Annotated in this window: 25 protein-coding genes; 10 read left to right on the forward strand and 15 right to left on the reverse strand. The window is 64.7% G+C overall.

Annotated features, from left to right (window positions below):
* Window positions 1-13 precede the first annotated feature (13 nt).
* The 7 genes from U0025_RS03730 to U0025_RS03760 all read right to left on the reverse strand — a co-directional run bounded on the left by U0025_RS03730 (window position 14) and on the right by U0025_RS03760 (window position 9,015).
* The gene (locus U0025_RS03730) at window positions 14-643 is read right to left on the reverse strand and encodes a glutathione S-transferase family protein (RefSeq protein WP_004211352.1); all 630 of its coding nucleotides are present in this window, start codon (window positions 641-643) and stop codon (window positions 14-16) included.
* Between the two features lie 62 nt (window positions 644-705).
* Window positions 706-2,766 (reverse strand): alpha/beta hydrolase family protein, encoded by a 2,061-nt coding sequence (locus tag U0025_RS03735; protein ID WP_004211354.1) that lies wholly within the window; start codon window positions 2,764-2,766, stop codon window positions 706-708.
* Between the two features lie 109 nt (window positions 2,767-2,875).
* The gene (locus U0025_RS03740; RefSeq protein ID WP_004211355.1) at window positions 2,876-4,114 is read right to left on the reverse strand and encodes a hypothetical protein; all 1,239 of its coding nucleotides are present in this window, start codon (window positions 4,112-4,114) and stop codon (window positions 2,876-2,878) included.
* An 88-nt stretch (window positions 4,115-4,202) separates the two neighbouring features.
* Window positions 4,203-4,862, reverse strand: coding sequence for an esterase/lipase family protein (locus tag U0025_RS03745; RefSeq protein WP_004211357.1), 660 nt, complete (start codon window positions 4,860-4,862; stop codon window positions 4,203-4,205).
* Window positions 4,863-5,334: 472 nt separating this feature from the next.
* The gene (locus tag U0025_RS03750; protein ID WP_157225212.1) at window positions 5,335-5,913 is read right to left on the reverse strand and encodes a hypothetical protein; all 579 of its coding nucleotides are present in this window, start codon (window positions 5,911-5,913) and stop codon (window positions 5,335-5,337) included.
* Window positions 5,914-6,339: 426 nt separating this feature from the next.
* Window positions 6,340-8,661 carry an ATP-dependent Clp protease ATP-binding subunit ClpA gene (clpA, locus tag U0025_RS03755; protein WP_004211360.1) on the reverse strand — a complete coding sequence of 774 codons (2,322 nt, stop codon included), beginning with the start codon at window positions 8,659-8,661 and terminating at the stop codon, window positions 6,340-6,342.
* Window positions 8,662-8,817: 156 nt separating this feature from the next.
* Window positions 8,818-9,015 (reverse strand): DUF1192 domain-containing protein, encoded by a 198-nt coding sequence (locus tag U0025_RS03760; protein WP_004211362.1) that lies wholly within the window; start codon window positions 9,013-9,015, stop codon window positions 8,818-8,820.
* 102 nt (window positions 9,016-9,117) lie between these two features.
* Here U0025_RS03760 and U0025_RS03765 point away from each other — a divergent pair, with 102 nt between their 5' ends.
* The 8 genes from U0025_RS03765 (at window position 9,118) to U0025_RS03800 (ending at window position 16,487) form a co-directional block, all read left to right on the forward strand.
* A complete protein-coding gene (locus U0025_RS03765) occupies window positions 9,118-10,125 on the forward strand; it encodes an NAD(P)H-quinone oxidoreductase (RefSeq protein ID WP_004211363.1) in 1,008 nt (335 codons plus the stop codon).
* 10 nt (window positions 10,126-10,135) lie between these two features.
* Window positions 10,136-10,867 carry a hypothetical protein gene (locus tag U0025_RS03770; protein ID WP_004211364.1) on the forward strand — a complete coding sequence of 244 codons (732 nt, stop codon included), beginning with the start codon at window positions 10,136-10,138 and terminating at the stop codon, window positions 10,865-10,867.
* A gap of 85 nt (window positions 10,868-10,952) precedes the next feature.
* Window positions 10,953-11,816, forward strand: a complete 864-nt coding sequence (locus U0025_RS03775; protein ID WP_004211365.1) for a UDP-2,3-diacylglucosamine diphosphatase — start codon at window positions 10,953-10,955, stop codon at window positions 11,814-11,816.
* A 14-nt stretch (window positions 11,817-11,830) separates the two neighbouring features.
* Window positions 11,831-12,859, forward strand: a complete 1,029-nt coding sequence (locus U0025_RS03780) for a glycosyltransferase family 4 protein (protein WP_004211366.1) — start codon at window positions 11,831-11,833, stop codon at window positions 12,857-12,859.
* A gap of 115 nt (window positions 12,860-12,974) precedes the next feature.
* Window positions 12,975-13,658: a DUF1013 domain-containing protein gene (locus U0025_RS03785; protein WP_010337928.1), complete on the forward strand. Its 684-nt coding sequence runs from the start codon at window positions 12,975-12,977 to the stop codon at window positions 13,656-13,658.
* 148 nt (window positions 13,659-13,806) lie between these two features.
* A complete protein-coding gene (locus U0025_RS03790; protein WP_004211368.1) occupies window positions 13,807-15,528 on the forward strand; it encodes a long-chain-fatty-acid--CoA ligase in 1,722 nt (573 codons plus the stop codon).
* 45 nt (window positions 15,529-15,573) lie between these two features.
* Window positions 15,574-16,107: a peptide-methionine (S)-S-oxide reductase MsrA gene (gene msrA, locus U0025_RS03795; RefSeq protein ID WP_004211369.1), complete on the forward strand. Its 534-nt coding sequence runs from the start codon at window positions 15,574-15,576 to the stop codon at window positions 16,105-16,107.
* Between the two features lie 113 nt (window positions 16,108-16,220).
* A complete protein-coding gene (locus U0025_RS03800; protein WP_004211370.1) occupies window positions 16,221-16,487 on the forward strand; it encodes a hypothetical protein in 267 nt (88 codons plus the stop codon).
* A gap of 14 nt (window positions 16,488-16,501) precedes the next feature.
* Here the strand turns inward: U0025_RS03800 and U0025_RS03805 are convergent, their stop codons facing one another.
* Complete coding sequence (locus U0025_RS03805; protein ID WP_029547760.1) at window positions 16,502-17,458, reverse strand: L-threonylcarbamoyladenylate synthase; 957 nt, start codon at window positions 17,456-17,458, stop codon at window positions 16,502-16,504.
* Between the two features lie 110 nt (window positions 17,459-17,568).
* Between U0025_RS03805 and U0025_RS03810 the strand changes: the two genes are divergently transcribed.
* On the forward strand, window positions 17,569-18,384 hold the full coding sequence (locus U0025_RS03810; protein WP_004211373.1) for an ATP-binding protein: 816 nt from the start codon (window positions 17,569-17,571) through the stop codon (window positions 18,382-18,384).
* 19 nt (window positions 18,385-18,403) lie between these two features.
* Here U0025_RS03810 and U0025_RS03815 read toward each other — a convergent pair whose 3' ends face one another.
* From U0025_RS03815 to U0025_RS03825, 3 genes are all read right to left on the reverse strand, one after another.
* The gene (locus U0025_RS03815) at window positions 18,404-18,742 is read right to left on the reverse strand and encodes a hypothetical protein (protein ID WP_004211375.1); all 339 of its coding nucleotides are present in this window, start codon (window positions 18,740-18,742) and stop codon (window positions 18,404-18,406) included.
* Between the two features lie 129 nt (window positions 18,743-18,871).
* A complete protein-coding gene (locus U0025_RS03820) occupies window positions 18,872-20,200 on the reverse strand; it encodes a PQQ-dependent sugar dehydrogenase (RefSeq protein ID WP_004211377.1) in 1,329 nt (442 codons plus the stop codon).
* Window positions 20,201-20,261: 61 nt separating this feature from the next.
* Window positions 20,262-20,432 carry a hypothetical protein gene (locus U0025_RS03825; RefSeq protein ID WP_004211379.1) on the reverse strand — a complete coding sequence of 57 codons (171 nt, stop codon included), beginning with the start codon at window positions 20,430-20,432 and terminating at the stop codon, window positions 20,262-20,264.
* Window positions 20,433-20,662: 230 nt separating this feature from the next.
* Here U0025_RS03825 and U0025_RS03830 point away from each other — a divergent pair, with 230 nt between their 5' ends.
* On the forward strand, window positions 20,663-20,866 hold the full coding sequence (locus tag U0025_RS03830; RefSeq protein ID WP_004211380.1) for a hypothetical protein: 204 nt from the start codon (window positions 20,663-20,665) through the stop codon (window positions 20,864-20,866).
* A gap of 71 nt (window positions 20,867-20,937) precedes the next feature.
* On the opposite strand, the gene argC is transcribed toward U0025_RS03830, so the two are convergent.
* The 4 genes from argC to U0025_RS03850 form a co-directional block, all read right to left on the reverse strand.
* A complete protein-coding gene (gene argC, locus U0025_RS03835) occupies window positions 20,938-21,882 on the reverse strand; it encodes an N-acetyl-gamma-glutamyl-phosphate reductase (protein WP_004211381.1) in 945 nt (314 codons plus the stop codon).
* Window positions 21,879-22,787, reverse strand: a complete 909-nt coding sequence (locus U0025_RS03840; protein ID WP_004211383.1) for a C40 family peptidase — start codon at window positions 22,785-22,787, stop codon at window positions 21,879-21,881. Before U0025_RS03840 ends, argC begins: the two co-directional genes overlap by 4 nt.
* On the reverse strand, window positions 22,747-23,154 hold the full coding sequence (locus tag U0025_RS03845) for a MarR family transcriptional regulator (RefSeq protein ID WP_004211384.1): 408 nt from the start codon (window positions 23,152-23,154) through the stop codon (window positions 22,747-22,749). The genes U0025_RS03840 and U0025_RS03845 overlap by 41 nt, the downstream gene beginning before the upstream one ends.
* Before the next feature lie 62 nt (window positions 23,155-23,216).
* A complete protein-coding gene (locus U0025_RS03850; RefSeq protein WP_004211385.1) occupies window positions 23,217-24,614 on the reverse strand; it encodes a leucyl aminopeptidase family protein in 1,398 nt (465 codons plus the stop codon).
* Between the last annotated feature and the right edge of the window lie 88 nt (window positions 24,615-24,702).

A 24,702-nucleotide genomic window follows, 5' to 3' on the forward strand; every position in this document is an offset into this window, starting at 1 on the left:
GGAAGGGGCAGGCTCAGCCCTGTTTCTGCATCTCGGCGATCAGGGCGTTGTCGATCTCCTTCTGCCTCTTATAGGCTGGGCGTTCGCGCAACCGGGCAGCATAGGCCTCGAATGCCGGGCGGCTGGGGATGGTGCCGAAGGTGAGCCCCCAGTCGATCTGCGCGCCGACATAGACGTCCGCTGCGGTGAAGGTGCCGCCGCAGATCCAGCTGCGGCCGGTGACCGCCGTTTCCAGCGTGTCGAGCGTGTCGTCGAGCGAGCCATAGCCCGCGCTGCGCTCGCGTCCTTCGGGCAGGACGAAGCCCATCGCCTTGTTGGTGACGGCGGCCTCCACCGGACCGGCAGCGAAGAAGAGCCAGCGATAATAATCAGCCCGGTCATCGGTCGCCGGCGCCAGGCCGGCGGCGGGGAAGGCATCGGCCAGATAGGCGCAGATGGCGGCGCATTCGGTCACCACCTTGCCGCCATGAACGATCGCCGGCACCTTGCCCATCGGGTTGATCGCGCGATAGTCGGCGGTCTTCATGCCGCCGGCATAATCCAGGATCACCGCCTCATAGGGCGTGCCGACCTCCTCCAGCATCCATCGGGCGATCTGCCCGCGCGACATGGGATTGGTGTAGAGAAGAACCGGGTCCGCCATTGTGCATCCTCCTTGGAAAGTGGCCAGAACATATCATGAACAATATGCTCCGGCCAGCCGGATCATTGGGCCGGTGCGGTGGCCGCCGCAGGCTTGTCGCGATAGCGATCGAACCAGGCGATGATCGCCGCCGCCTTGGCCGCCGATTGCGACGGGCGGGCAGCGATGCCGCCATGGCTGGCGCCCGGCACTTTCACCAGCGCGGTCGGCACGCCCCGTATCTGCAGCGCGCCATAATATTGCTCCGCTTCGCTGACCGGGGTGCGATAATCCTCGCTGCCCACGACCACCAGGGTCGGCGTCTTGACGTTGCCAACCAGGCTGAGCGGCGAGCGGTTCCAATAGCCCATCGGATCTTCCCAGGGCTTGTTGGGGAACCAGTAGCGCGAGGTGAAGAGGGTATTGTCCATGGTCAGCGCCTCGCTGATCCAGTTGATCACCGGCTTCTGCGTGGCGGCACCCTTGAACCGGTCGGTCTTGCCGATGATCCAGGTGGTGAGCACGCCGCCGCCCGAACCGCCGGTGACGAACAGATTGTCCGGATCGGCCACGCCCGCAGCGATCGCGGCATCGACCGCGGCCATCAGGTCGCCATAGTCGTCGCCGGGATATTTATGATGGATCAGCTGGGCGAACTCCTCGCCATAGGAGGTGGAGCCGCGCGGATTGGTGTAGAGCACGGCGTAGCCGGCTGCGGCATAAAGCTGGTCGTCGGTAGAGAAATGCGGGCCATAGGCGGTGTGCGGACCACCATGGATTTCCAGCAGCAGCGGCACGCGGGTGCCGGGCTGATAGCCGGGCGGGGTGACGAGCCAGGCCGGCACGGTCCGGCCGTCGGGCGCGGTGACGGCCAGTTCCTTGACCTGGCCCAGCGCCTTGTGGCTCAGGAAATCCTCGTTGAGGCGCGTGAGCTGGCGGCTCTTGCCACCGCTGCTGATCGAAAGGTCGGCCGGGCGCAACGCCGATCCGCTGGTGAAGGCGAGCGTGCCATTGGCCGCCACGCTGAAATCGCCGCCGCTATAGGGGCGGTCGAACGCCGTGCCGGTAAGGCCGCTCGCCAGTTCGGTGACATGGCCGTCGAGGCTGATGCGGGCGAGGCGGTTGACGCCGCGCTCGTCATATTGGGCGTAGAGCGACTTGCCGTCCGCCGCCCAGTAAGCGCGGTCGATGCTGCGGTCGAAATCGGCGGTGATCGCATGGGCGCCGCTGCCGTCGCGGTTCATGACGTAGAGATAGGTGTTCTGGTAGGACAGGCGCTTGTCGTCATAGCCGAGATAGGCGATCTTGCTGCCGTCCGGCGAGACGACCGGCGCGACATCCGGGCCTTCGCGGCTGGTGAGCGGGCTGATCGCACCCGAAGCGATGTCGAGCGCATAGATTTCCGGATCGAATATCTTCTGCTGCCAGTCGGGCTTGCGCACCGCGCTGAACAATATGGCGCGGCCGTCGGGCGTCCAACTCAACGGGCCGCCATCCTGATAGTCGCCAAAGCTCAGCTGCCGCGCCGGGCCGCCATCGGCCGCCACCAGGAAGATATGGTCATAGCCGGCCTGGACATAGCCGCCGCCATCATTGCGATAATCGACCCGGTCGATCACCTCCAGCGGCTTGGCCCATTCGGCGCCCTCCGGCTTGTCGGGCGCCTTGCCCAGCTTCATCGGGTCGGCGGGCACACGCATGATATAGGCGAGGGACTTGCCGTCGGGCGACCAGGTGACCGACTGCGGGCCGTCGGGCAGGGTGGTGACGCGCACGGTGGCGCCGGTGTCGAGCCAGCGCACGAACAATTGCGGCTTGCCCGCATCGGCGGCGATATAGGCGATGCGCTTGCCATCGGGCGACCAGCGCGGCTGGCTGGCGTCGGTGACCAGCGGGCGCTGCGCGCCGGTGGCGGTGTCGACCAGCCAGATCGCGCCCTTTTGCCGGTCGGTCATGATGTCGCCCTGGCGGCGGACATAGGCGACGCTCTTGCCGTCGGGGCTGATCTGCGGATCGGTGGCGACCTGCAGCGCAAAGATGTCGCGGCCCTCGAACCTGGACGACGGGGCGGCCGACTGGGCGGCGAGCGGCAGGGGGGAGAGGGCGGCGTCGAGCAGCAGCGCGGCCAATAGCTTGTGTCGCATGAAAACCTCGAAACGGAAGAATGGCGCGAGACTTGCCGGATTTTCCTTTCGTTTCAAGTGCAACTCGTGGCCGGGGCGCGACGTGTGGTGTCGCGCCCCGGCTGTCGCTTCAGCAGCCCGCGCCCATCGCGCCGGCCAGCATGCCGCCAAGGCCGCCCTTGCATTTCTTCTTCTTGGGTGGCGGATTGTCGCCCGAGGCGTCGGCACTGTCGTCACTGCCCTGGCTCATCATCGATCCCATGTCCGGGCCATTGAGCATCCACATGGTGTTGGAGCGATAGCGCACGCGGGCGATCCATTCCGGTTTCCAGGCGATCTTGGGATCGGCCGGGCGCGGCGGATAGGCGAAATTGGCTTCCGGGCCATAGGCGTAAAGGCTGCCCATCAGCATCTCGCCGCCCGACTGCACCACCTGTGACGGCACGGTGCAACTGGTCTGGCTGGGCGGCATGACGATCTTGTCGCCGATCAGCTTGCGCACGGCACCGGGGGAGAGCCAGTCCCACACCGGCCCGCCAAAGGCCTGACTGGCCGAGGAGGCCCACCACACCATGTCGCCGCCCTGCTTGGCCGCGAACACCCAGGCATAATAGCCAGTCGCATTGGGCACCGCGTTCCAGCTCAACTGGGTGGCGCCGCCCGCGGCCGGGCTGGCGCGGCCCGTGATCGGCGGCATGAAGTCCTGGTTCAGCGCGAACTTGATCTCAGGCGAATAATTGCCGGCGATGCGATGGTCGCCGATTAGCGAGGAATTGCCCGACAGCGTCTTGCGCGTCTGGCCATTGGGCCATTCGCCATAGGTCTTGCTGTTGGTGAAGCGGACCTGCCATTCCTGCGGGATCGCCGCGCCGGTCATGTAGAGGCCGGGCGGAAACTGGCCGCGCGCGACCTTGGCGAAATCGATCACCACCGGCTGGTTCGGCCCGGCGGTCGCGCCGCATCCCCAATAGATGAGCAGCCGCCCCTTGGGCTTCTCGCCGGGCAGCGCCGGCTCGTCGCTCGGCGTGACCTTGGGCGTGACCAGCGGGACGGAGGCGCCCAGCCGGGCGCCGGCGGGCATATAATGCTCGGCTGCCGGCGAACCGCTGGCGGCCTGGGTCGATCCCAGGCGCAGCACCAGTTCATGGATAGGCTGGTTGCCGCCGCCCATCATCATCGACATGGCCCCGCCCATGCCACCGCCCCCAGCCATCGCGGCCATGCCGGACATGGTGCCGGCATCCATCGAATAGCGGGCGATCGGTCCGCCGGCCTGCTGGCTGGCGCCGGGCGTGGCGAGAAGGACGAAGCTGAAGCTGAGCAGCGCGGCGCGTGGCGCGGCGGACCGCAGATGAAGCGAAGTGGACATGCATTCCCCTATGAAAGCGTGGAAGACATGCGACCTTTCTGTTCTGGAGTCGGCTTAGCAGAATTTGCGGTGGGCGGGGAGAGGGGGGCTAAGTGCGCGCGAACTGCCCATGGCGCAGGAAATGCACGACTTGATCGGCGACGGGGCGGGTGTAGATCATCGCGGTGTGGGCGACGGGCAGGGTGATATGGTCGCTTTCGCCCGGACAATGGGTGGCGGCGACGCTGACCTTGCCGTCATTGGGCGCGCGGAAGATGCGGCTGGGGAGCAGGCCATTCATCGGCCGGTCGCCCGCGATGATGCCGAGCGAATAGTCGACCTCACCCAGCGCCGCCAGCGTGATCGCATCGCGGCGAGTGCGTAGCAGCGCGCCGGCCTGGTTCAGGATCAGCGGATGGAGGCGCAGGCGGTAGAGAAGGTCGGCAATCTCGCTGCCCCCATTGGGCGTGCCGAGCATGACGACGCGGCCCAGATGGTCGGGACGATGGCGCGCGAGCCAGGCGCGCAGCATGAGGCCGCCCATCGAATGGCCGACGCAATGGACGGTGGAGGCGTCATAAGCCGGGGAGGCGATGATGCGGGCGTGGAGATGATCGATGACGCGGGGCAGCGGCCAGCGCCAGCTGGGATAGCCGATATTGGCGACGTCATACCCCGCCCCGCGCAGCCGCCGGGCAAGCAGCGCGGTCTGCACCTGATGGCCGCCAAAGCCGTGGAGGAGGAGGATGGACTGCGTGTGGGGCTGCATGATGGCATGGGTGTCATGCAATGCTTACGCAGGCAAGGGCATGTGGGTTTAGGGGGAGGGTGCTAACGACCAGAAGCGGCTGTGAATTCCTCCCTGCAAGGTTCGGCAGAGGCACGCGACTCTGCCGAACCTTGCAGGGGAGGATGGTCTGGAAGCGACCACCCCCGTCATCGCGAGCGACGATGCCGGGCTTTGACGGCTGACGACCAGAAGCTACCTTCACCATCTTCGTCATCCCGGACTTGATCCGGGATCCATTCAGCGCTCCCCATCCGCCGTAGCGCAGAATGGATCCTGACTTCCGTCAGGATGACGGTGGCTGTGACTGGCAAGTAACGACCATTTTTGGCCGTTCCGTCAGATAATCCTGATCCTTGAAACCGGCCATTCATTCAAGAGGCACGAAGAAGGCTGAATGGCGAAATCTGTTGGAGAGCGGACGTCCGCCGATCACAGCAGCGCCTAGAAATATTTAATTATATATTACAGTGGACCACGCGATATTGTGCGGCATTTTGCCCCATCCAAAAAAAGATCGGACGACATCCTGCGCCGTTTGATGGTCAAATGAATCTCCAGAAGGGCTTTTGAAAATAGCCCCAAGAAAACCAGTAACCCCTATCTCTTTGCCCGAAAATTTATTATTAGTCTTAACAGCGATTTTGCGAACGCGCTCTCCGTTGGGAATTAACTCTATACCCCAACCCTTCTTGTTCCATTGAAGGATAAGTTGATTGCGATCCTCATCGACCACACCAATGATGCCGTCCCTACGTCCCTTTGTGGTTTCAAAGGCTTCATCAATAGATGTCTCAGATGCGATCAGGGTATCGCCCCACCCAGAGGCGCGCACTGAGGGCACAGGAAAATTCGAGTTATGCACCTCTCGTGACGCATTTCGCTTCCCCTCAATGCTGTCTTCAATCCATCTCAGCGTAAAGACGAAACCGACAATGAGGCATATCCCAATCGGCAAGAAGCGCAAAAAGCCAATCTCTTCAAACGCCTTTGATATAAAAGGCGCATAGAAAAAAAGCGCAGCGATGCTCAATATGAACGAAATGAAACGGGCTAAGCGATATCGGCACATGTGCATTTTGATACACTTGAGTTGCCGATGTCCGCAACAAAGTGATTATTGCCGAACGACTTTTCCGCGCATCGTCGGCTATCGCTTGTCATCTCTCCAAAAGCAGACCGTCTCAAACTCACCCAAGTTGGCCTTCCCTTTTCTTCTCCGCGGCTCCGCGTGATTCATTTTCGCGCGGAGCCGCGGAGGCACGGAGATAGTGGATGAGGGCTAGCCGCCTGTGCGGCAATGACGGCAAAAGAGGGGGGAGTAACGGCGCGGGGATGCGGCTCTTTGTGGCGCGTGCCCCTTCACACCGTGCTGCGTACGGTCCCCCTCCCCGTGCCGGGGAGGAATAAAAAAAGGCGGCCCTCTCGAGCCGCCTTTCCCATGGGTTTGTGAAGCCGCTTATTTCGTGCCTTCCGGCGCCTTGGCCTTGCCGCCCTTCTTGCCGCCCTTCTTGGGCGCGGCGGGGGTGATCTGGAAGGCCAGGGCCTCATCCTTCATATGGACATGGACTTCGCCGCCATGGACCAGCTTGCCGAACAGCAGTTCCTCGGCCAGCGGCTGCTTGATCTTTTCCTGCATCAGGCGGCCCATCGGGCGGGCACCATAGAGCTTGTCATAGCCCTTCTTGGTGAGCCAGGCCTTGGCGTCCTCGTCCAGGGTGATGTGGACGTCGCGATCGGCCAGTTGCAGTTCCAGTTGCAGCACGAACTTGTCGATGACGCGGGCGACGATTTCCGGCGGCAGATAGCCGAACGGCACGATCGCATCGAGGCGGTTGCGGAATTCGGGGGTGAAGAGCTTCTTCACCGCGTCTTCCTGCACATCCTCGCGGGTCAGTTCGCCGAAACCGATCGATTCCTTCGCCATGTCCGACGCACCGGCATTGGTGGTCATGATGAGGATGGTGTTGCGGAAATCGACGGTCTTGCCGTGGTGATCGGTCAGGCGGCCATTGTCCATCACCTGCAACAGGATGTTGAACAGGTCGGGATGCGCCTTCTCGATCTCGTCGAGCAGCAGGACGCTGTGCGGCTGCTGGTCGACGGCATCGGTCAGCAGGCCACCCTGGTCATAGCCGACATAGCCCGGAGGGGCACCGATCAGGCGGCTGACCGAATGGCGTTCCATATATTCCGACATGTCGAACCGCTGCAGCGGGATGCCGAGCAGGGTCGCGAGCTGGCGTGCCACCTCCGTCTTGCCGACGCCCGTGGGACCGGAGAAGAGATAGTTGCCGATCGGCTTGTCGGGATCGCGCAGGCCGGCACGCGACAGCTTGATCGCGGAGGACAGCACCTCGATCGCCTGATCCTGGCCGAAGACGACGCGCTTCAAATCGGTGGTCAGCGATTCCAGCACGCTCTTGTCGTCCGACGACACGGTCTTGGGCGGGATGCGCGCCATGGTGGCGATGACCGCCTCGATCTCCTTGGGGGTGATCGTCTTCTTGCGCTTGGAGGGCACCACCAGCATCTGCATCGCGCCGACTTCGTCGATCACGTCGATCGCCTTGTCGGGCAGCTTGCGGTCGTTGATGTAGCGGGCCGACAGCTCGACCGCCGCCTTGATCGCGTCCGGCGTATATTTGACGTGATGATGCTCCTCGAACGCGGTGCGCAGGCCGGTCAGGATCTTGATCGTATCCTCGACCGACGGCTCGTTCACGTCGATCTTCTGGAACCGGCGCAGCAGCGCGCGGTCCTTCTCGAAATGGTTGCGGAATTCCTTGTAGGTGGTCGACCCGATGCAGCGGATCGTGCCGCCCGACAGGGCCGGTTTCAGCAGGTTCGAGGCGTCCATCGCGCCGCCGCTGGTCGCGCCGGCACCGATGACGGTGTGGATCTCGTCGATGAAGAGGACCGCATGCGGCATCTTCTCCAGTTCGGTGACGACCGCCTTCAGCCGCTCTTCAAAGTCGCCGCGATAGCGGGTGCCGGCCAGCAGCGCGCCCATGTCGAGCGAGTAGATTACCGCTTCCTTGAGCACGTCGGGCACTTCGCCCTCGACGATCTTGCGCGCCAGGCCTTCCGCGATCGCGGTCTTGCCGACGCCCGGATCACCGACATAAAGCGGGTTGTTCTTCGAACGGCGGCACAGGATCTGGATGGTGCGGTCGACTTCCGACGACCGGCCGATCAGCGGATCGACCTTGCCGCGTTCCGCCTTCTCGTTGAGGTTGACGGTGAACTGCTCCAAGGCACTGTCCTTCTTGCCCTTGCCGTCCTGCACCTTCTTTTCCTCCTCGGCTGCCCCCTTGGTCTCCTGACGCTCGGGCGTGGGCGTGCCCTTGCCGACGCCGTGGCTGATGTAGCTGACGGCATCGAGGCGGCTCATGTCCTGCTGCTGCAGGAAATAGACGGCATAGGATTCGCGTTCGGAAAAGAGCGCGACGAGGACATTGGCGCCCGTCACCTCATCCTTGCCGGACGACTGGACATGGAGGATGGCGCGCTGGACGACGCGCTGGAAGCCGCTGGTGGGCGAGGGGTCGCTGGCGCCCTCCACCTTCAGGCTGTCAAGTTCGGTGTCGAGATACTGGGTGACGGCATCGGCCAGTTCGCCCAGTTCCACGCCGCACGCCTGCATCACCTTCGACGCATGTTCATCGTCGATCAGCGCGAGAAGCAGATGCTCCAGCGTCGCATATTCATGCTTGCGCTCGGACGCATGGGTCAGCGCATTGTGCAGGGTGGTTTCAAGGGCGGCTGCGAAAGATGGCATGTCTTTTCTACTCCTGGCCCCGGTTAGGGGCTGACTTGAACCTTATGTCGGCATTGCTCGACGACGGTTCAAGGGAGAGGCCCTGACCGCCGGAATTGCCAGACTGCCCATGCCCGGTGGAGCCCTTGGTCGGGCCGTCAGGGGCGAGGCGCGGGTTCATCGCTTGAATAACGCCTCGGCAGTTGCCTTATGGTTAACGGCGCTTTCAATTTTTGTTCGAGTGCGGGTGATTTCGGTTTCCAGCGCCCTGATGCGCGCTTCCAGTTCCGCAACGGACAGGGGACCCAGATCCTGTCGGAGCAGTTGGGCCAGCGGATCATCGGCCTTTCTCGGCAGATCATTGTCCATGTCCATAAAGGGTAATGTTGACCCTGTAGGCTAGTCTGTCAATAAGAAGCGAAGCTCCGTCCGTCGATTTTGGGTGCGGCGCAATATCTCTGGCCCGGGGGGGCACATATGATCCTCGACAGTTTCACGATTCCATCGCAGATGACGGCCATCGGCATCCCGGTGCCGGGCGGTCCCGACGCCCTGGTGCCCGAACAGCGGCCGGTGCCGGTGCCCGGCGAGGATGAAGTGCTGATCCGCGTCGCCGCCGCCGGCGTCAACCGGCCCGACGTGCTGCAGCGGCAGGGCAAATATCCGCCGCCGCCCGGCGCATCCGACATTCCCGGACTCGAAGTGGCGGGCACGATCGTCGCCGCCGGCCGGTCCGCCGACATGCTGGTCGGCCAGCGCGTCTGCGCGCTGCTGCCGGGCGGGGGCTATGCCGAATATGCGATTGCGCCGGCCGGCCAGTGCCTGCCGGTGCCCGCGGACTATGACCTGGTCGAGGCGGCGGCGCTGCCCGAAACCCTGTTCACCGTGTGGACCAACCTGTTCGAGCGCGCCTATGTGGTCGGCGGCGACCGGGTGCTGGTCCATGGCGGCACCAGCGGCATCGGCACCATGGCGATCTCGCTCTGCCGCCTGTTCGACATAGAGATCATCGTTACCTGCGGCAGCGACGACAAATGCGCGCAGGCGCTCGAATGGGGCGCTTCCCATGCGATCAATTACAAGAGCCAGGACTATGTCGCCGAGGTGAAGCGCATCACCGGCGGGCAGGGGGTGCAGGCGGTGCTCGACATGGTCGGCGGCGACTATGTCCCGCGCAACATCGAATGCATGGCCGAAGATGGCCGCCATGTGTCGATCGCGGTGCTGGGCGGGGCCAAGACCAGCATCTTCCTGCCGACGGTGATGTCCAGGCGCCTGACCCTGACCGGATCGACCCTGCGGCCGCGCTCCTCGGGCTTCAAGAGCCTGGTCGCGGATGAGATCATGCGCACCGTCTGGCCCTTCGTCGAGCAGGGCAAGCTGCGCCCGGCGATGGACCAGCGCTTTGCCCTCGCCGACGCGGCCAAGGCCCATGCCCGCATGGATGCGGGCGAACATTTCGGGAAGATCGTGCTGACGGTGTGAGGATAGTTTAGTGCAGAACCGTTATGCCGCTGACGTCGGCGATTATGTGAAGCTGTCGATGTTGCGTCGATTGGCGCCAGGGTTGAAACTGGGTGTTCTGTGGTGGCTATACCCTGATGAAGCCCATAATGCGGATGGTAAGCACATAGCCTATTTGGATCGACCACAGATATGGCGCGCCATTGATCCGGTGTTGTTTGATAAGTTGAATCTTATTGTTCAGCGCAACGATCGTAGTGTGGATGCTTTGGAGCGGGCCGGACTGATTGACGGTGCTGTCTATCACAACGCGATGCTTCCTGCTGGCGATGCAAAATCCAGACGCGCCTTGCGAGCATCTTGGTTCGCGCGAGCCGCCGAGTTTGTGGATGGTTGCGATCTTATATTTGTAGATCCCGACAACGGCCTTGAACCAGCGACCTATAGTGTCGGATCTGCCAAGGCCGGTAAAAGTGTGGCTTTGGCAGAATTAAAGGCGTTGCAACGAGATGGTCGGACCATTGTGGTCTATCACCATCATACAAGGATGCCAGGCGGCAACATCGTGGAGTTGATGCACTGGGGTGAGCGCCTCGCGGAATTGGGTTTTAAGGTTGATGCGCTCAGGTCGGCAGTGGGAACTGCGCGAGCATTTTTCCTTTTAGACGCCACTCCTGAATTGCGGCAGCGAGCTACTGAGTTCGCGCGGCATTGGGGAGGGAAAGTCACTTGGCACCCTGCATTGGATGGTCGAAGGTCGTAGCATTTCCGTCATATTCGGTGCGGAGTTGTAACAGAGCGGCGCTAAGGATTCGGCCTCAAGGACAACAGCCCTTGAGGACGTAGACATGGACGCCATCACGCGCTTGCCCTTCCTGAGCGAACTGGAAGAGGGGGCTGACGACCGCTTCCACATCCCCGAGCGGGAAGGCGCGCGTCGCCGCTATCGCACCATCTGGATTTCCGACATCCATCTGGGCACGCGCGGCTGCAACGCCACGATGCTGATCGATTTCCTGGACAGCGTCGACAGCGACACCATCTATCTGGTCGGCGACATCATCGACGGCTGGCGGCTCAAGAAGCGCTTCTACTGGCCGGCCGCGCATAATGACGTGCTGTGGCGGATCATGAAGCGGGCCAAGCGCGGCACCCGTGTCGTCTATATCCCCGGCAATCATGACGAGATGTTCCGCCAGTTCACCGGCATGAATTTCGGCGGGGTCGAAATCCGTCGCAAGGCGATCCACGAGACCGCCGACGGGCGCAAGCTGCTGGTGCTGCATGGCGACGAGTTCGACACGATCATGCTGGCGCATCGCTGGCTCGCCTTCGTGGGGGACGCGGCATACACCACCCTGATGCGCCTCAACGTGGTGGTCAACGCGGTGCGCCAGCGCATGGGCCTGCCCTATTGGTCACTGTCCAAGATGGCCAAGCACAAGGTCAAGAATGCCGTGTCCTTCATCTCCCGCTTCGAGGAAGTGGTGGCGCATGAAGCCGGCGCGCGCGGCGTCGACGGCGTGGTGTGCGGCCATATCCACAATGCCGAGATGCGCGAGATCGAGGGCATCGAATATTATAATGATGGCGACTGGGTGGAGGGCTGCACCGCGCTGGTCGAACATGCCAGCGGCGCGATGGAGGTGCTGCACTGGGCCGACGAGATCGCCAAGCGCGGCGAAAAGACGCCGGCGCTGATGGCGGCCTGACGCGGAGACGGGCCATGCGGATCGCGATCGTCACCGACGCCTGGACGCCGCAGGTCAATGGCGTGGTGCGCACGCTGCAGACGATCCAGGCCGAACTGGAGAATATGGGCCATGAGGTGAAGGTGATCTCGCCCGATCTCTACGGCTCCATTCCCTGTCCGACCTATCCGGAAATCCGGCTGGCGCTGGTGCGATCGGGCGTGGTGGGGCAGGCGATCGCCGCCTTCCGTCCCGATGCCGTCCATCTGGCGACCGAAGGGCCGCTCTGCTTTGCCGCCCGGCGCTGGTGCCTGCGCGGCAACGTGCCCTTCACCACTGCCTATCACACCCATTTCCCCGATTATGTGTCGCAGCGCACCGGCCTGCCGGCGGCCTGGTTCTGGCGCTATATTCGCTGGTTCCATGGTCCGGCGCAGGCGGTGCTGGTGTCGACCCGGTCGGTGCGGCATCAGTTACGCGCCCATGGCGTCGCCAATGTCCGCAAATGGGGCAGGGGCGTGGACCTCAAGACCTTTGCCGGGGATGTCGCCCCCTCGGCCCTGCTGGCGGACCTGCCGCGCCCGATCCAGCTCTATGTCGGCCGGGTCGCGGTCGAGAAGAATCTGGAAGCCTTTCTGGCGAGCGAGCATCCCGGAACCAAGCTGATCGTCGGCGACGGCCCGGCGCGCGGGGCGCTGGAGCGGGCCTATCCCGATGCCCGTTTCCTGGGCGCGCAGTTCGGCGCCGATCTGGCGGCGATCTATGCCGGCGCCGACGTGTTCGTCTTCCCCAGCCGCACCGACACGTTCGGGCTGGTGATGATCGAGGCGCTGGCCGCCGGCACGCCGGTCGCGGCCTATCCGGTCACCGGGCCGATCGATATCGTCACGCCGGAAACCGGTGCCATGTCCGAGCGGCTGGAGGATGCCATCGCCGCCGCGCTGCTGTGCGATCGGGCTGCCTGTGCCGCCTATGGCCGCAGCTTTAGCTGGGAACGCAGCGCGCAGGAATTCCTGGCCGGATTGCATCCGATCGATCCGGTGGTGATGGACAGCGCCGCCTGACGCTTTTCCTTGCCGCACGCCCCGCGATGCTCTATCCCTGACATGTCGTGGCCGCCCTGCTTGGGCGGCCCTTATCGTTTTTAGAGCCGGAGAAGACCCCGTGTCCCAGCCCCTCATGCCCCATGCGACCGCCAGCTGGCTGGTCGACAATAGCGCTCTGAGCTTTGACCAGATCGCGGAATTTTGCGGGCTCCACATCCTGGAAGTCCAGGCCATCGCCGATGACACCGCCGGCATCAAATATACCGGTCGCGATCCGGTGCGCGCCCATGAAATCACCATGGATGAAATCCACAAGGGCGAGAGCAATCCCGACTACAAGCTCAAGATGCTCAAGGGCCCCGAGCCGGTCCGCCGCACCAAGGGGCCGCGCTACACCCCGGTCAGCAAGCGCCAGGACAAGCCCGATGGCATCGCCTGGATCCTGCGCAACCATCCGGAGATTTCGGACGGCGCGATCGGCAAGCTGATCGGCACCACCCGCACCACCATCGCCGCGATCCGCGATCGCAGCCACTGGAACATCTCCAACATCACGCCCAAGGATCCGGTGACGCTGGGCCTGTGCTCGCAGCGCGAACTGGATGCGCTGGTCAGCAAGGCGGCGAAGAAGGCCGGCATCGAGATGCCGACCGATTCGCGTCTGGATGGCGATCGCGAGGCGCTGATCGAGGAACTGCGCCGCGAGCGCGAGGATAATGCGCGCCGCATCGAGCAGGCGCTCAAGAGCGAGTCCGAGCTGATTTCGGGCGCCGCGACCATCCTCGATCCGTTCAGCAGCAACAAGGGCGAGGTCTGAAGACGTAGCGTCATCCGACGCTCTTTCCGACCCGCTGCAATGCAGCATTTTCAAGGGCCGCGCCGGCTTTCCGGCGCGGCCTTTTTGCTACAATCCAAACACAGGTTGACGCTTGCGTAAAGCGCTCGGGCCACTTACACTTCTGTAAATGGAGAGCAGAGAAAAGATCTGGCGCGAGCATTATCAGCACCCTACGCCGTGGGAGCAGACGTTCCCGCCGATGTCGATGGGGGACATGGTAACGCAGAGCGCCACCGCCCACCCGCAGGCCCACATGATCGACTTCATGGGGCGCAAGTTCAGCTATGGCGCGATGATGGACGACATCAGGCGCATCGCCTGCGGATTGCAGGCCATGGGCGTGAAGAAGGGGGATCGGGTCGGTCTCTACCTGCCCAACACCCCCCATTATGTCGCGGCCTATTATGGCGCGCTGCTGGCCGGCGCGATCGTCGTCAACTTCTCCCCCCTCTACACCGCCGCCGAACTGGAGCATCAGGTCGAGGATAGCGGCACCAAGATCCTGTTCACTTTGTCGGCCAAGGCACTGCTGCCGACCGCGCTCAAGGTGCTGGACAATAGCAGCCTCGAAAAGCTGGTTGTCGGTTCGATCGCCGAGGTGCTGCCGACTGCCAAGAGCATCCTCTTCCGCCTGTTCAAGCGCGGCGAGACGACGCCGCTGCCGCATGATCCGCGCGTCATCCGCTACGACCGGATGATCGCCAATTCCGGCGAATGCATCGTGGCCGACATCGATCCGGTCAACGACGTCGCGCTGCTGCAATATACCGGCGGCACCACTGGGACGCCCAAGGGCGCGATGCTGACCCACCAGAATCTGACCGCCAATGCGCGCCAGGCGCAGGGGATCGACCCGCATGCGGGCGAGGGCGACGACCGCATCATCGCGGTGCTGCCCTTCTTCCACGTCTTCGCCAATACCTGCACGCTGAACCGGACCGTGATGAATGGTGGCGAGATGGTGATGCTGCCCCGGTTCGAGGCGGTGCAGGTGCTTTCGGCGGTGCAGCGGACCAAGGCGACGTCGCTGCCCGGCGTGCCGACCATGTATCAGGCGCTGCTTGATCATCCGGCCCTGCCGAACATCGATTTCTCGTCGCTGCGCACCTGCATTTCGGGCGGCGCGCCGCTGCCGATGGAGGTGAAGCAGAAGTTCGAGGCGGTGACCGGTGCGCGCCTGATCGAAGGCTATGGCCTCACCGAAACCAGCCCGATCGTCTGCGCCAATCCCTATGAGGGGCTGAACAAGACCGGCACCGTCGGCCAGCCCGTGCCGGGCACCCACGTCAAGATCGTCAGCCGCGAGGATCCGACCCAGCCCCCGCCAGAAGGCGAGCCGGGCGAACTGATGTTTGCTGGTCCGCAGATCATGAAGGGCTATTGGAACCGGCCGGACGCGGACGCGCAGGTGTTCGTGGGCGAGTTCCTGCGCACCGGGGACGTTGGCGAGGTCGATGACGACGGCTATGTGCGGATCGTCGACCGGCTCAAGGACATGATCGCCGTCGGCGGCTTCAAGGTGTTCCCGAGCCAGGTGGAATCGGTCCTCTATCATCATGAATCGGTGAAGGAGGCGCTGGTGATCGGCGTGCCCGATCGCTATCGCGGCGAGCAGCCCAAGGCGTTCGTGACCCTGAACGAAGGCGCGACCATCGACGGGCCGGGCCTCAAGGACTGGCTCAATCCGCAACTGGGCAAGCATGAGCGGGTCTGCGAGGTCGAGGTGCGGGCCAGCTTGCCCAAGACTCTGGTCGGCAAGCTGTCGCGCAAGGAACTGGTCGCCGAAGAACGGGCCAAGGCCGAACAGGCGATGGCGCAGAATGCGGCGCAGACTGGAACCGCGGCCTGATTGCTCCTATCTAGCGCGCCAAAGCTGGATAAGGATTATCGATATATGGCGCAGGAAATCGCAACGCTGGCCGGTGGCTGCTTCTGGTGTACGGAAGCAGTCTACCAGACGCTCAAGGGCGTGGAATCGGTCCAGAGCGGCTATATCGGCGGGACCAAGGTCGATCCGACCTATGAGGAGGTCTGCACCGGCAATACCGGCCATGCCGAAGCGATCCGTATCGCCTTCGACCCGGCCGTCATCAGCTATGCCGACCTGCTCGACATCTTCTTCGCCACCCACAATCCGACGACGCTGAACCGCCAGGGCAACGACATCGGGACGCAGTATCGCTCGGCGATCTTCCCCCATTCGGCCGAGCAGCAGGCCGAGGCGCTGGCCGGCATCGCGCGGGCGCAGGTGGACCAGGTCGATCCGGTCGTGACCGCGATCGAGGCGGACGCCCCCTGGTATCCGGCCGAGGATTATCACCAGAAATATTGGGAACGGGTCGGCGACCAGAATCCCTATTGCATGGCGGTGATCCCGCCCAAGCTGGCCAAGCTGCGCAAGGGTTTTGCCGCCCGCATCGAGGAATAATCCTCGGTCTGGCCGATTTCCCGACGGCTCGTCCCGTTTCGCCGCGTTCTTAGTCTATGGTTAATGTCGACCATGGCAGATGCAGCGCAACGGACGAGTCGGGGGACTTCGAAATGACGAAGACGATCATGCTGCTGGCGCCGGCGATGCTGTTGATGCTGCCGGGCTGTATTGCCAGGACCGCGGTGGATATCGTGACCCTGCCGGTGCGCGCAGGTGCGCAGGCGGCCGACTGGGCGACGACCAGCCAGGACGAGGCCGACCGCAACTATGGCCGCAAGATGCGCAAGCAGGAGGCCGAGGAAGGCAAGGCGCGCAAGAAGGCCGACGAACAGCGCCGCCGCGAATGCCGCAAGGCCGGCTACGATAATTGCGGCTGAGCCGGACCGACCGGTCAGGCCGCGGCGCGGCGTAGCCGGTCGTTGATGGCGGTGCCGATCCCCTCGTCGGGAATGGGCGCGACCGCGATCCGCTCCTGGGTGCTGGCATCGGCGACGTGCAGCGCGGCGAACAGATTGGCCGCCGCCTCGCGCAGGTCCGCGTCAACGCTCAGGTTCAGATGGCAGGGCATCAGCCCGAAGCCGATCAGATATTCGTCCTTCTCCGCCCGCAGCGCGTTGAGCCGCACCGGCTTCGACGGCGCATAATGGCTTTCGAGCTGGCCGGGCGCCTCGATCTTCGCATTGTCCTTCCCCGTGATGACCGGCAGGCCGCTGGCCTCCTCCAGCATCGCGGCCGTGACCGGGCCGGGGCGCAGCAGGCGGATGCGGTCCGCTTCGGGGGCGGCGATGGTCGATTCCAGCCCTTCGCTGGTCGGGCCTTCGTCCAGGATCATGCGGATCTTGCCGTTGAGGCTCGCCAGCACATGCTCGGCCCGGCTGGGGCTGATCGATCCGCTGCGATTGGCCGAAGGCGCAGCCAGCGGCCTACCACTCTCGCGGATCAGCGCGCGCATCGCCGGATGGGCCGGCAGGCGCAGCGCCACGGTCGGCAGGCCGGCCATCACCAGCGGCGACAGGCCGCTATCGGCCCGCACCGGCAGCACCATGGTCAGCGCGCCCGGCCAGAAGCGGGCGGCAAGCTGTTCGGCCTGGGGCGAGAAATCGGCCAGCCGCCGCGCCATCTCCATGTCGGCGACATGGACGATCAGCGGGTTGAAGCTGGGCCGCCCCTTGGCGCTGTAGATGCCCGCGACCGCCTGGGAATCGGTGGCATCGGCCGCCAGGCCGTAGACGGTTTCGGTGGGAACGGCGACGGGCTCGCCGGCGCGGATCAGCAAGGCTGCCTCGCGAAGCGCTTCCGCGCCATAGCGGCAGACCCTGGTGGAAAAGGCTGGATTTGGGATAGTCACGACCCCCGCGATATAGACCCCGGAACGCTGCAGTAAAAGGCCATTGCGACAGTGACATGACATTGTTGGCAAAGCTTGCCGCAACGGCGCGGCCCGGCTAATCCCGCGCCATGAACGACGCCCTGCTGACCCGTATCGCCGAAGCGCTGGAACGGCTCGCGCCGCCGCCGGCTTCCTCTGCCGACCTTGCGGCTGCACCCGCCTATGTGTGGGACGGGGTGGCGATCCGCGCTGTGGATGCGTTCGACCCGGTGGATTATGATCTGCTGACCGGTATCGATGCGCAGAAGAGCGCGCTGCTGGACAATAGCCGTCGTCATGCCGCCGGCCATGCCGCGCATGACGTGTTGCTGTGGGGCGCGCGCGGCACCGGCAAGTCGGCGACCGTGGCCTCGGTGGTCGGCAAGCTGCAGGCGGAAGGGCAGGACATCGCCCTGCTGCAATGCGCGATCGACGAACTGGCCAGCCTGCCGGCGCTCTTCACCCTGCTGCGCAGCACGACCCGGCCCTTCATCCTGTTCCTCGACGATCTGGGCTTTGACGAAGGCGTGGGCGATGCCCGCGCGCTGCGCTCGCTGCTCCAGGGCGGCACCGCTGCGCGCCCGGCCAATGTCCGCCTCTATGTGACGTCCAACCGCCGCCATATCGTGCCGCGCAACCTGTCGGAACAGGATGATCCGATCAATCCGCGCGACGTGGTCGATGACAAGATGGCGCTGTCGGACCGGTTCGGCCTCAGCCTCGGCTTCCATGCGCTTGACCAGGACGCCTATGTCGCCATTGTCGAGGGCTATGCGCAGGCGCTGGGCCTCAGCGTCGAGCCGCTCGACGCGATCCAGTGGGCAACCCAGCGGGGCAGCCGCTCGGGCCGCGTTGCCTGGCAATATGTGGTCGAACTTGCCGGCCGTCACGGCCTTTCGGTCTGATCCCCTCTTGGTCTGATTCTCAGTCGCCGTCCTTTTCGGCGAGGCTCAGAAATTCGTTGACCAGTCGGTCCAGTTCTTTGCGGCAACGCGGCGGATCGACGGCGGTGTCGCACAGTGGCGCGGCATCGGCCATCGTCTTGATGACGCGGGCCAGGCTTAGCGTGTCGCTGTGACGCTGGCGGTGGGCGAGGGCGGCGAAGGTGTTGAAATACATTTCCGCTAACCGACGATCATGCTCCAGATCATAGCCTTGTCGTCGGTCCGGCTGGCCCAGCGCTTCCATGCGCAAGTGATGAAGGGATCGCCGCGCGCTGTCCGCCCGCAGCTGATATAGCTCCGCCGGTTCGATCGGTTTCATCTTGGACGCCTGTCGCATCGCGTATCAGCGCGCGAACGGGGCAATATATCCCGGCTGTTGCCCGGCCGAAATTAAGCGTCTGGTCTTGCGAACAAGTTTTTTTCAACGCTCCGGCCGGGCGCGCCATGATTATTGGGCGCGGGTCACCCGCCAGACGACACCGCCGACATCGTCCGCCACCAGCAGTGCGCCCTTGGCGTCCACGGTCACGTCGACCGGGCGGCCACGCGCCGCGCCCTGTGCGTCGAGAAATCCGGTCAGCACGTCGGTCGGCTTGGCCTTGCCGACTTCGCCATTATCCTCGAACGGAATGAACACGACCTTGTAGCCGGCGGCCGGCTTGCGGTTCCAGCTGCCATGCAGGCCGACAAAGGCGCCATTGCCATAGGCGGCGCCAAGCTGCGCATCCTTGGAGAAGCTCAAGCCCAGCGGCGCGACATGATTGCCCAGCGCATAGTCGGGGCGCTTGGTATATTCGCGGATTTCCGGCCGCTGCGGCTGGACCCGGCGATCCTCATAGCCGCCCCAGTAATTCCACGGCCAGCCATAGAAGGCACCGAATTCGACGCGGGTCAGATAGTCGGGGACCAGGTCGCCGCCCAGCATGTCGCGCTCATTGACCACGCCCCACAGCACGCCGCTCCTGGGTTCGAACGCCAAGCCGACCGGGTTGCGCAGGCCCGACGCATAGATGCGATAGTCGCCGGTCTTGGGATTGACCTCCAGCACGGCGGCGCGGTTCGCTTCGCTTTCCAGACCATTTTCGCCGATATTGCTGTTCGATCCGACGCCGACATAGAGCAGCCCGTTGGGGCCGACGGTCAGGCTGCGGGTCCAGTGCATGTTCGGTGCCTGGGCAGGCAGGTTCAGAATCTTCCGCCCCTTGTCGCTGATCTTGGTCTCGCCTTCCTTATAGGGGAAGGCCATCAGCGCATTGGTGTTGGCGACATAGAGGGTGTCGCCGATCAGCGCCATGCCATAGGGCGAGTAGAGGCCGCTCAGGAACACCGTCTTGGTGTCCGCCTTGCCGTCGCCATCGGTGTCGCGCAGCAGGCTGATGCGGTCGGGCGAGGGGACGCCGGCGCCGGCCTTGTTCATCAGGAAATTCATCACCCGGCTGACGATGCCGGTCTGCGGGCGCGGCTGGCTGTTGGTCTCGGCCGTCAATATGTCGCCATTGGGCAGGCGCAGCAGCGATCGCGGATGGCTCAGCCCCTCGGCGAAGCGCTCGACCACCAGTCCCTTGGCGGCGACCGGCTTTTCCCCGGCCTTCCACGGCTTCACTTCGGCGATGTTGACCGTCGGGAAAAACTCGTTGCGCGGCGTGGTGAAGCGCGGTTCCCGGCCGACATCGGCACCGGCCGGCAACTGGGCCGTGTCGCCCTGCGCGAAATAGAGGAAGGCGCCGCCGGCAATGACCAGCGCGACGAGGGGGATGGCGATGAAATGCTTCTTCATGTCGCCACATCTATGCGGCGATGCGACGCCCGGCAAGGCGCTCCGTTGCGCGGGTGGTTAGTTAAGCTTTTCGTTCGCGCAGCCACAGCAGCAGGGCGATCAGGATGCCGGCCCCGGTGCCGACCAGCAGGCCGATGCTGGGCTGGCCCAGCAGGCCGCCGCCGATCGCCCCGGTCATGATCAGCAATGCGATGATGGCGCCCGCGCCGGTCGGATTCTTCGCCTTGTTCATGGCCCATCCTTGCCATGGCCCGCCGCCCATGGCCAGTCGCTTGTCGTCCGCGTCTCGCCTGTCCCGGATCGGAACGGTGGGCGTCCCGAAATGGCGCGCCTGTCCCGCTGCGGGACTTGGCTAACCGGCCGTTCACCCTCGTCATCGGCCTGCTGCGCCAAAGCGCCAAACTGGCATGGGGGTTGATAGGGGAGGGGAAAGGGCGCGCAAAAATCGGGGGTCGCATGCACATGCCATATCTTTCGGATCGAAAGAGCTATGAGGATGCGACGGAACTGATCGCGACCTTCGGCGCCAATGCCGGCTATGAGGCGGCGGCGCGGGCCGATCGCAGCCGCGACCTCGGCAATCACATCCATTTCTGCCACTGGCGCCAGATCGAGCGGCTGATCGTGCTGCTCGCCCATCACCAGCCGCTTGGCACGATCCACTGATCGTCTGAAAGCAAAAGGGCCGGGGCGTCATGGAACGCTCCGGCCCTTTTTGCTGTCTGGCTGGCGGCGTTTTAGAGCCGCAGCCCGGCGGTCTCCGGCAGGCCGGCCAGGATATTGAGATTCTGCACGGCGGCACCCGCCGCCCCCTTGCCCAGATTGTCGAGCGTGGCGACCAGACGCGCCTGGCCGCTCTGCGCATTGCCGAACACCGACAGTGACAGGCGGTCGGTCGCGCCGACATGCTCGACCTCAATCTGTGCCATGGCTTCGCTGTCGGCCAGCGGCGTCACGCCGACGATCGGCGACCCTGCATAGGCGGCGGCCAGCGCGGCATGGATGTCCGCCGGGGATGGCGTGCCGGGCATGGCGCGCAGTTGCAACGGCACTTCCACCAGCATGCCGCGATAGGCATTGGCGACGGCCGGCGCGAACAGCGGCGGATGGGCCAGGCCCGAATAGCGGGTCATTTCCGGTACATGCTTGTGCGCCAGGCTCAGGCCATAGGCGCGGAAGGCGGTCGGGGCGCCCTCGGCGCCCTCATATTCGGCGATCATCGCCTTGCCGCCACCCGAATAGCCCGACGCGCCCGATACCGTCACCGGCCAGTCGGCCGGCAGCAGGCCGGCCAGTACCAGCGGACGGACCAGGCCCAGGAAGCCGGTCGGCCAGCAGCCGGGATTGGCGACGAAGCGGCTGTTGGCCAGTCGCTCGCGATGGCCCGGCTCCAGTTCGGGGAAGCCATAGGTCCAGCCGTCGGCGACGCGGTGCGCGGTCGATGCGTCGATCACGCGGGTGTTGTCATTGTCGATCATCGACACGGATTCGCGCGCGGCATCGTCGGGCAGGCACAGGATCACGATATCGGCCGCGTTCAGCGCGTCGCGCCGGGCCGCCATGTTGCGGCGATCCTTCTCGTCGACCGTGATCAGCGACAGTTCGGGCCGGTCGGCCAGGCGATCGGCAATCTCGATGCCGGTGGTGCCATGGCCGCCGTCGATGAAGATCTTCGTGGTCACAGGGCAATCCTCCGCCGCGCGATGATCGGCTGTTCATGGTCGGGCGCCAGCCGGGCGACGACATCGGCCAGCGGCTCGACCACCACGGCCATCCAATGGGCGTTGGCGTGCAGCATATGGGTGGCGTCGGTCATGATCCCGACATGGCCGGGGAAGAAGATCAGGTCGCCGCGCTGCAACGGCACGCTCGCCTCGATCGGCGCGCCAATGCCCTCGCACTGCAGGTCGGTGTCGCGCGGTACGGCGATGCCGCATTCGCCCAGCGCAACCTGCACCAGGCCCGAACAGTCGACGCCGCGATGGCCACGGCCGCCCCAGACATAGGGCTGGCCCAGATAGCGCTGCGCCACCGCGACCCAGTCGCTTTCCGGCGAGTCGAGCGGGGCGGCATGGCGGCCATGGATGAAGCCGTCGCCGGTCGCGAGGAAGCTGTCCTCGGTCTCGCCGCCGAAGCGGGCGCCCAGCGGCCAGTGATCGGCGATCGGCGCCTTGATGTCGGCGCGGCTGAACAGCGGCGCGCTCTGGTTGACGATGCGGTGGCTGACCGCCTCCTTCACGTCCAGCGCGTCGCGGCGGATATAGCCGACATAGCCGTCATGCCCGCAAAAGCCCCAGGCCCAGTCGGTCGTGACGTCGAGCGCATGGAAGCTTTCGCCGCGCAGCAATTCGCTGACCGCCTCGGCATTGTGCGAGGGCTGGGACAGGATCGGCGCGCCGGGCGCCACGCAGGTCAGTTCGACCGCGCGCGCATAATGGGCGGAAAAGAGCACGCCGGCGAGCGAGATGTCCGCAAGGTCGCCACGCGCCGCATGGACGCGGTGGTCGAGCGCTACGGATCTGCCGTCCAGCTTGAACCGGGTTCTTTCAGGCGGTGCGTTCCGCGTGGTGTTGATCTGGCCTGTCATCGCGCGCGGTTCCTGCGATGAAATGGTGAAAGGCGTCAAGGAATTCCGCGCCCTTCGACGTGCGGGTGATGAAAATATTGCGCCGATCGGCCGCATCCCGCTCTCGTCGGAGATAGCCGAGCGCCGAAAGCTTGTTCAGCGCGCGGGTGATGACCGGCTTGGACACATGCAACTGTTCGGCCAGGCCGCGCACCGTATGCGGGCCATCGCCGATATAGACGGTCAGCATCAGGGCCATCTGGCGGTTGGTGAGGTCGGGTTTTCCCGACCGCACATAATCCACCAGGGTCCGCATCCACTGGCTGAGCGGCTGTATGCCGGGACGGTCGATCTGGGCGGCCTGTTGCGGGGAAGCGAGCGCGTTCATGCCCCCCTAACGCATGATAGCCAATCCGGTTGCGTAACGGATCGCAGGATATTGCAGTTTGGCTATCGCGCGCCGTCATAGCGCTGCTGGAGCAGGCGGAAGACCGCGCGCAGGCCCAGCGCCTCGCCGCCCTTGGGCCGGCCCGGACGGGCCGCCGGTCGCCAGGCGAAGGTGTCGAGGTGAATCCAGGCCGTGCCCTCCGGCACGAAACGCTGCAGGAACAGGGCGGCGGTCACCGCGCCGGCAAAGCCACCTTCGCCGGCATTGTTCATGTCGGCAATGTCGGACTTCAGCATGTCATAATAGCCATCCCACAGCGGCAGGCGCCAGGTCGGGTCGTCGACCGCCGTGCCGGCCGCCGCAATGTCGCTCGCCAGCGCCTCGTCATTGGTGAACAGCGCCGGCAGATCCGGGCCGACAGCGACGCGCGCCGCGCCGGTCAGGGTCGCGAAATCCACGATCAGCTCGGGCTTTTCCTCGCCCGCGCGGGTCAGCGCATCGCCCAGCACCAGCCGCCCTTCGGCGTCGGTATTGCCGATCTCCACGGTCAGCCCCTGCCGGCTGCGCAATATGTCGCCGGGGCGGAAGGCATTGCCGCTGATGGCATTTTCGGCGGTCGGCACCAGCAGGTGCAGCCGCACTGGCAGGCGCGCGCCGATGATCAGCCGGGCCAGCGCGATCGCATGGGCCGCGCCGCCCATATCCTTCTTCATCAGGCGCATGCCCGATGATGGCTTGATGTCGAGGCCGCCGCTGTCGAAGCAGATGCCCTTGCCGACCACGGCGATGCGCGGCGCGGCGGGGTCGCCCCAGGCCATTTCGATGAGGCGCGGGGCAAAACTCTTGTCCGCCGCCTTGCCGACGGCATGGATCATCGGGAAACCCTGCTCCAGCGCGTCGCCGCGCGTCACCTGCACCTCGCCGCCATGGGCCTGCGCCAACTGGCGCACGGCATCTTCCAGATCCTGCGGCCCCATGTCGGCGGCCGGCGTGTTCACCAGGTCGCGGACCAGCGCCACCGCTTCGGCCTGCTGCACGATCGCCTCGATCCGGGCGACGTCGCCGGTCAGCAACACGCGCGGCCCGGCCGCGCCTTCATCCTTGCGATAGCGTTCGAACCGATATTGCGCCGTCAGCCAGCCCAGCGCCGCCGCGCCGGTGCTGCCCTCGGTCAGGCGATAGCTGCCTTCGGGCAGGCTCTCGGCCAATCTGGCCAGGCACCAACTGCCGAGCGCGTCGCGCTTGGCCACGCCCGCCACGACTGACCAGTCGCTCTGTCCCTCGCCGGGGACGATCGCATATTCGTTCGGCTTGGCGTGGAATTTCTGGGCGCTGATCAGGGCGCGGACCCGCTCGGGCTGGGCGGTGAACCAGGCGTCCAGTTCGGCCGCTTCGATCAGCTGGATGGAACGGGCGGGCTGGCCATTATCGGCTTTGAGCAGGTCGGCAAATTCGGTCATGCACAGGGATGTAGGAGAAAGCGCTCCACATGGGAACGGGCCATTTTTGCATCTTCTTTCGCCCCGGTGGAAACCCGGCCGGCCGTCA

It is taken from the genome of Sphingobium yanoikuyae, from assembly GCF_034424525.1.
Classification (GTDB): Bacteria; Pseudomonadota; Alphaproteobacteria; order Sphingomonadales; family Sphingomonadaceae; genus Sphingobium; species Sphingobium yanoikuyae.